The organism is Capnocytophaga sp. oral taxon 324 str. F0483, assembly GCF_000318315.2.
Lineage (GTDB): Bacteria > Bacteroidota > Bacteroidia > Flavobacteriales > Flavobacteriaceae > Capnocytophaga > Capnocytophaga ochracea.
On sequence record NZ_KB291530.1, the window covers coordinates 48,348 to 54,220 of the forward strand.

A 5,873-nucleotide genomic window follows, 5' to 3' on the forward strand; every position below is an offset into this window, starting at 1 on the left:
TTTTCTAATTCTCTCATTTTCTAATTTGCTAATTAAAAAACAATTCGCGGTATTTCGTCAGTGTCCAAAGCTCGTCGTCTACCATAAGTTCGAGTTTATCGCAATGGTAGCGTATTACCTCAAAGAAAGGTTTTACCTCATTGCAATAAGCATCGGCTTTGGCTTCAAAATCGGGAAGGTGATTAGCGTGCTTTCGCGCCTCTACCATTGCCTCCACCTGACTGTGAATAACCTTGATATGCTCCGAAATATGGCGTATAAGCTCCATTTGCTCGGCAGCTACTTCTTGGTAGCTATCGCCAAATATTTCTTTTAAGCCTTTCACGTTCTCAATAAGTGTGTTTTGATAACGCACGGCAGTAGGTACCACGTGATTACGAGCAATATCGCCTAATACACGCGATTCTATCTGCACGGTTTTCACGTATTCTTCTAAGCCAATTTCATAACGTGCTAAAAGCTCTACTTTGCTGAGTACTCCTGTACTTTCAAACAAAGCCACAGCCTTCTCACTGATGTTTTCTTTCAGCGCTTCAGGAGTAGTTTTATGATTGCTTAAACCACGGCGGGCAGCCTCTTCCTCCCATTCTTTGCTATAACCGTCGCCTTCAAAGCGTATTTTCTTACTTTCCTTAATGTAACGGCGCAATACTTTAAAAATAGCATCTTCTTTCTTCTTGCCCTCTTCTATAAGCGCATCAACTGCTTTCTTAAACTCGGTGAGTTGTTGGGCTACTATGGTGCTCAGTACCATTGTAGGCTTGCCACAGTTGGCTTTAGAGCCCACCGCGCGGAACTCGAACTTGTTGCCCGTAAAGGCGAAAGGAGAGGTGCGATTGCGGTCGGTAGTATCGAGGAAAAGGTCGGGTATTTTGCCTACTACATTCAGTTTGAGTTCGGTTTTTTCCTCAGGAGATAGGTTATCGGACGATACTTCTAAGGCGTCCAACACTTGGGTAAGTTGTTCGCCTATAAACACCGATACAATGGCAGGCGGTGCTTCATTAGCACCTAATCGGTAATCGTTAGTCGCTGATGCCACTGAGGCTCTTAACAAAGGCTCATATTCACATACTGCCTTGATAGTACAGATGAAGAAAGTGAGGAATTGCAGGTTCTTGATAGGTGTTTTGCTAGGTGCTAAGAGGTTTACGCCCGTATCGGTTACAAGCGACCAGTTGTTATGCTTGCCCGACCCATTCACCCCTGCAAAGGGCTTTTCGTGGAATAGGATTACAAAGCTATGACGTTCGGCTACCTTGCGCATCACGTCCATCAGCAAAGAGTTTTGATCGACTGCAAGGTTGGCTTCTTCAAAGATAGGCGCCAACTCAAACTGGTTAGGTGCGACCTCATTATGGCGCGTTTTTACGGGGATACCAAGCAATAAGCACTCTTGTTCTAAATCGCGCATAAAAGCCAACACACGGCTGGGGATTGCCCCTAAATAATGGTCATCTAACTGTTGTCCTTTCGCCGCTTGATGCCCTAAGAGGGTGCGACCGGTAATCATCAAATCGGGGCGGGTATTGGCAAGGGCTTTATCGATGAGGAAGTACTCTTGTTCACAGCCTAAGGTAGTGGTGACTTTGCTCACATTCTTGTCGAAATAGCGGGCTACCTCGGTAGCAGCTTGATCGAGAGCGCTAAGGGCTTTGAGCAATGGCGTTTTGTTGTCCAATGCCTCGCCAGTATAGGCGATGAATATTGTAGGGATACAAAGTACGGTGCCATATACAAAAGGCGGTGAAGAAGGATCCCAAGCGGTATAGCCACGTGCCTCAAAAGTATTGCGGATACCACCATTGGGGAAGCTGGAAGCATCAGATTCTTGTTGTACGAGCTGTCCGCCCCCAAAACGTTCGATAGCGCGGTCGCGGGTAACGGGCTCAAAGAAAGCGTCGTGTTTTTCGGCAGTGCCCCCTGTAAGAGGTTGGAACCAGTGGGTGTAATGGGTAGCGCCTTTGGAGATTGCCCAATCGCGCATAGCGGTCGCCACTTGGTCGGCTACACGGCGGTCTATTTTAGTGCCATTGTGAATGGCGTTCATTACAGCGGCAAAGGCATCGCGGGTCATCAGTTGGCGCATAGCCTCTTCGTTGAATACATTTTGGGCAAACAGTTCGGAGCGTTTGCCATTTTCGGGTACCGCCACCGGTTTTCGGTTTTGAGCGGTAGTAAGAGCGGTGAATCTTAGCATAGGTAACAGGTAAGTTATTATTATTTTAGTTTTTAGGCAATTTTTGAGAGCGTTCAGCTATCATTTTCTCATCACGCGCTACTTTGCGCTCTAATTTCTTAATATCTTCGGCAGGAGGTAATTCCTCTGGTTTGATACCACGCTGTCCTAACATTTGTCGGACAGTTTGGTTATTTTGTACGTGCTCGTGTGTGATAGCAGGTTCGCCGTGCAAATCATTACTTTCCACATTGTAATTGGTCATTTCGGTAGCGAGGTTCTTAGCGGCAATGGTAAGGGTTGGTAAGAAATCTGCCAAAGGTCGGTTGGCTTTTATTCCTAACCGCAGCTTCATATCCTCAGTAGTATGTCCGCCAAAAAGAGCGGTATCGCCTTTGGAGCGGATACGCGCAAAGCCTTTATCATCAACGCCACGCTCATAAATATTCTGTGAGAGTTGCTTTTCGGCACTTCTGAGTTTATCGCGCGTTTCTAAACGAGAAAGTAAGTTAAGGCGTTCTTCGATGAGCTCTGCCTTACGTGTCTGTACCGCAAAATAACTCTGAGCAAAAGCTACTTCCTCCTTTTTAGGGTCGCCATTCTGTGCAATGAGATAGCAGGCGTAACGAGTAAGCATAAAATCCATTATTTCACGCTTGGAACCACTACCTAACTCGACCATTTTCGTGACCTCACGAAAATGGTCATCTACATTGATTTGTTGCGACTTACACGAAACAACTGCTCGGTGTATCGCTACCGAAAAGTTCTCCCATCGGGCATAGCCCAATATGGTTTGCAACTCACGGGCAAACCACACTTCTATTTTCTCTTTGGCATCTTCACTTTCTATATAATGAGTAATGCCGTCAAACAGATTTTTGTACTGTAAAACACTGTTCTTATCCATAATGTTTTAGCGTTTTTAAGTTTCAAGGGGGAAATCTGTCCGATAACTACTACAACGTAATTGTAATCGTTGATTTTTCTTTCGCTTTAAGGGTAACCGTTTTCACTCTTTTCAAACTGTTCTTAGTAATTTCAGTGCCCGAAAGATTCTTCTTCCCTGCGTTGTCCTCAGTGTAATACACCACAAACTGATACACTTCTTGCTCATCAATCACATCTACACTCAGTACAAACGAGGCTATCCCCTCATCATCAGTCGCCGACCGCTTCGCGTGAAAAGTAGGGTGCGAGTCACTTTTGTGTTCCCACGCCCATTCATCGTAAGCATATACCTCCCAATTCTTTAAGGGCGTACCGTTGTTGTCTTTTACGTAGACGGTAACATCTACCTTACCTTCTAATTTCTTAATATCCTCTTTACTACAAGAGAGTGCTCCAAAGGCAATAAGGAGCATTAAAATCGTTCTTTTCATTTATATTTATTTTTAAACCATTAATAATATTCTATCTTGCGTTCACTAGTATAAATCAGTGTCCCCTTTTCATATTGTTTTATTTGGGTAGCACTGCCTCCTGTACCGTATCGGTAACGATACGTTAGCTTTCTTTTGTCTTTATTAGGAAAAAAAGTCTCTACAACTCTCTTTTCCTCAAAACCTTTGCGGTTATAAGTATAACTAAGTTTGTTTATGGGTCTTACTTGTTCATCTATATACGTTTCTTCAGTAAGTAAGCGCCCTTCAGCATCATAGCTAAGCAATCCTTTAAACCTTGTTTCTTTATTATCAGTGGTAATTGTTACCACACAACTCTTAGGGTCATAGTGATAAAACATCTTAATTCTTTTAGTTTTATTGTGTATCATTTCCACTTCAATAGGAAAACCTTTTTCATTCGTTTTTTTAATCTTTTTGTCTATTTCTTTCCCTTTGGTATCATAGGTGGTCATTACCACCCTTCGCTTTTTATAGTCAGCTACATTTATTATAATTTTCCTAATAGTATCTTGGTGAAAGAACCGCAGCGACCGTGTTTCGCTTTCAGTAACGAATCCCTTTTCATTAAAAGAACAAAAAGTAGTATCAACCCCTCTAAATACGTTCCCTTCATAGGTAGTAATTTCAGTTACTCGCTTCACCTTCCCGTTCAATTCAGCTTCCTGCACATCAGTACGCAAAGGAAAGTTCTGAGCATAACTACACAGTGCTCCTAAACTAATGAATGTAAAAATAAGCTCTTTCATAAATTACAAATTAACCACTCTTCCTTTTCTATTGCGACAAAAGTAATCATTTTCTTTCATATCGTCACCTTTTTTACAATTTATTTTGTATTTTTGCGCTATCAAGACCATAAATATTACCCAAATGAAAAGATTTTTTTACATCACTTTAAGCGCTTTATGCCTTTTCACAAGTTGCCAAAAAGATAATAACAGCGAAGATAATGGCTCTCTTATCTCCAGCAACACCCCCTTTCCAATGATGGCGTGGATAGGACTCTCCCCTCAATCCTCTACTGAAGCCTATCAAGAGATGAAACAAGCGGGCTTAAATTACAATATGTACACCTATTATTCCCCCCTTTCCCAAGTGAAAGAGGCTTTGAATAAGATGCAAAACCTACAAATGAAGAGTATTGTAAGTTGCTCAGAACTCTCTACCGATACCGAAGCAACCATCAAAGCCCTAAAAGATCACCCTGCTGTGGCGGGCTGGTTTATGGCAGACGAACCCTCAATGAAAGATTTAGATAAGATAGCTGCGAAGATGAAACGCTTTCAGCAAATCGATAAAAAAGGTATCTGCTATGTGAATTTCCTCTCAATAGACACTTCCGAAAAGCAATTAGGCGCCTCCTTCAATGCTTATCTTGAAAAAGCCACCCGCACCCTCCCTCTGCAAATGCTCTCTTCTACCTTCTACCCTATCGTACTCAACAAAGGAGCAAAAGAGAGAACCGTAAACGGATTGTGGTATAAAAACTTAGAAGTCTTCTCGGCAAAAGCCAAAGAATTACGCATTCCTCTATGGACGCTCGTGCTATCATCGTCCCACCCTCTCGGTGAAGGTGGATACCCAGAACCTACCCTTGCCGACCTCCGCTTGCAACTGTACACCAACTTAGCCTATGGTTCGCAACTGATGCAGTTCTTCACCTATACCACCCCTCCTGATAACCTAACTTATAAAGCGCCTATTGCGCCCGACGGCTCTAAAAATGCTACCTATTACCGATTAGCCCAAGCCAATGCCGAAGTACAGAAACTTTCCGGCGTGTTTGTGGGAGCAAAGATGCTCAACGTATGGCATACCGGCAAAAGCATTCCCGCAGGCACAAAAAGATTGGTATTGCCTAAAAACTTTGAAGTCCTCAAAACAGGCGATATAGGGGCAACTGTTTCGCTTTTGCAGAACGGGTCACGCTACTATTTGATGATTGTAAACCACAGTCCTCTCAAAACGTTACCCTTAGAGATAAAAGCCACTGCCGAAGTACAAGAAGTAAGCAAAGAAGCCCGCTTGCTCCCCGTCGATTGGACAACCTCTAAAACATACACCTTAGAAGCAGGAGATATGCGCCTTTTCTCGTGGACAAAATAAAAGACTTTCTATCTTATAAACTTCCCCCATCTTACCTCCACCTTTCCGTCGCCACATTCCCCCCTTTTGAAGGTAGCCAGCGACAGCTGGGTATGTGCCCCGCGAGAGCGGAGTATGTGAGTAGGGGGAGATTTCTATTACACTTTTCCCTTATTGCCTATGACCTAAGACCTCACACTTCC

General features: G+C 43.4%; 5 protein-coding genes. 1 reads left to right on the forward strand and 4 read right to left on the reverse strand.

Annotated features, from left to right (window positions below; all coding sequences use genetic code 11):
- Positions 1-28: 28 nt before the first annotated feature.
- The 4 genes from HMPREF9072_RS09705 to HMPREF9072_RS09720 are packed head-to-tail and all read right to left on the reverse strand — an operon-like array spanning position 29 to position 4,331.
- Positions 29-2,200 carry a glutamine synthetase III gene (locus tag HMPREF9072_RS09705; RefSeq protein WP_009411555.1) on the reverse strand — a complete coding sequence of 724 codons (2,172 nt, stop codon included), beginning with the start codon at positions 2,198-2,200 and terminating at the stop codon, positions 29-31.
- 25 nt (positions 2,201-2,225) lie between these two features.
- Positions 2,226-3,089 (reverse strand): DNA damage-inducible protein D, encoded by an 864-nt coding sequence (gene dinD, locus HMPREF9072_RS09710; protein WP_009411556.1) that lies wholly within the window; start codon positions 3,087-3,089, stop codon positions 2,226-2,228.
- Between the two features lie 49 nt (positions 3,090-3,138).
- Positions 3,139-3,561, reverse strand: a complete 423-nt coding sequence (locus HMPREF9072_RS09715; protein WP_009411557.1) for a hypothetical protein — start codon at positions 3,559-3,561, stop codon at positions 3,139-3,141.
- Positions 3,562-3,581: 20 nt separating this feature from the next.
- A complete protein-coding gene (locus tag HMPREF9072_RS09720; protein ID WP_009411558.1) occupies positions 3,582-4,331 on the reverse strand; it encodes a hypothetical protein in 750 nt (249 codons plus the stop codon).
- Between the two features lie 124 nt (positions 4,332-4,455).
- Here HMPREF9072_RS09720 and HMPREF9072_RS09725 point away from each other — a divergent pair, with 124 nt between their 5' ends.
- A complete protein-coding gene (locus HMPREF9072_RS09725; protein ID WP_034566377.1) occupies positions 4,456-5,691 on the forward strand; it encodes a hypothetical protein in 1,236 nt (411 codons plus the stop codon).
- The last annotated feature ends 182 nt before the right edge of the window (positions 5,692-5,873 follow it).

Bases quoted from the DNA above. Each gene is read 5' to 3' on its own strand.
- HMPREF9072_RS09705 (WP_009411555.1), bottom strand. From the start codon at position 2,200: ATGCTAAGATTCACCGCTCTTACTACCGCTCAAAACCGAAAACCGGTG.
- dinD (WP_009411556.1), bottom strand. From the start codon at position 3,089: ATGGATAAGAACAGTGTTTTACAGTACAAAAATCTGTTTGACGGCATT.
- HMPREF9072_RS09715 (WP_009411557.1), bottom strand. From the start codon at position 3,561: ATGAAAAGAACGATTTTAATGCTCCTTATTGCCTTTGGAGCACTCTCT.
- HMPREF9072_RS09720 (WP_009411558.1), bottom strand. From the start codon at position 4,331: ATGAAAGAGCTTATTTTTACATTCATTAGTTTAGGAGCACTGTGTAGT.
- HMPREF9072_RS09725 (WP_034566377.1), top strand. From the start codon at position 4,456: ATGAAAAGATTTTTTTACATCACTTTAAGCGCTTTATGCCTTTTCACA.